At 53.7% G+C, this 1,111-nt stretch carries 1 protein-coding gene; it reads left to right on the plus strand.

Going from position 1 to position 1,111, the window contains the following annotated elements; genetic code table 11:
• Nucleotides 1-1,037, plus strand: a 1,037-nt coding sequence (locus L6966_RS11910) for a hypothetical protein (protein ID WP_237233458.1), incomplete at its 5' end; no start/stop codon positions are given.
• Nucleotides 1,038-1,111: the final 74 nt, after the last annotated feature.

Below are 1,111 nucleotides of genomic sequence, written 5' to 3' on the forward strand. Positions count from 1 at the left end.
GTGATCCGTGGGGGTTGCGGCCTGCTACGGATGCTGATTTGGCTGCTTATCGTGAGGCTAATCAGGGCGCGCTTGCTGATGCTGGTGATTGGGTTGCTGATAACTGGGAGTATGTTGCTGCTGGGGCCATGGTGGTTGCTGGTGTGGCACTCATGTTCACGGGTGTAGGCGGCCCAGCAGGATTAGCAATCCTGGCTGCCTCCAGCGGCCTGATATCAGCAGGAGCATCAACGGCCATCCAGAAATACCAAAACGGCTCAGTAAACTGGGCAGAAGTCGCCAAAGAAGGCGCTATTGGATTCGCAACTGGTTTTGTTGGTGGAGGCACTGGCGCATTGATTACTCGTCAATTCGCCGGTAAAACTGTTGCTGCCCGCGCCACTACTGGTTTCACAAACCGGTGGCATCGTGCTGTGGCAGGTGCCGCCTCAGGCGGTGGAGAAGGTGCTGTTAGTGGTGCTGTTGAGTATTCACTTTCTGACGGTCCCCATACTATGGAAGGGTACGCCCAGTCTATGGGCGTGAATACTTTAGCTGGTATGACTCCTGGGGGTATTATGGGGTACCAGCCTCGGTGGCTAACTGGTCTTTCGGGGAATCATGCTAAGAATTTCACGCAGGTGGGTGTTCCTGGGACGGGGTTGCAGGCTCCTTTGTATCGCCCGTCGTATGCGCGTGGTGGTGATTCTGCTGTGTATAGAGCAGGAGACATCAACGGTTATAGGACTGGGTCTTATTGGACTGCGCAGCCTGAGTTCTCGGTGAGTGCTGCTAAACGTGACTTGGCTCTGCCAGATAGGTGGGTCAACCCAAAAACTGGTGGTCCTGGAGATTTATCCATTCAGAACTCTGTCTTTAGTACTCACCTGCCTGAGGGCGTTCCGATGTATCGTGGTGTTGCTGGGCCTCAGCATGGTTTCACTGTTGATGGGCAGCCAATGTATGTTCCTGGTGGTGGTGAGCAGATTTACGTTGAGGCACCCCATGACCTTGATCCTGCTTTAGAAGCAGATTATGTTGGCCCGATGCACGATTAGAAGGAGAAGAATATGTGGTTACCTTGGGTGCGTTTGAAAGCTGGGGTTGCGCGACTGTTTGGTTCGGAACTAGC

The organism is Rothia nasisuis, from assembly GCF_928381405.1.
Classification (GTDB): Bacteria; Actinomycetota; Actinomycetes; order Actinomycetales; family Micrococcaceae; genus Rothia; species Rothia nasisuis.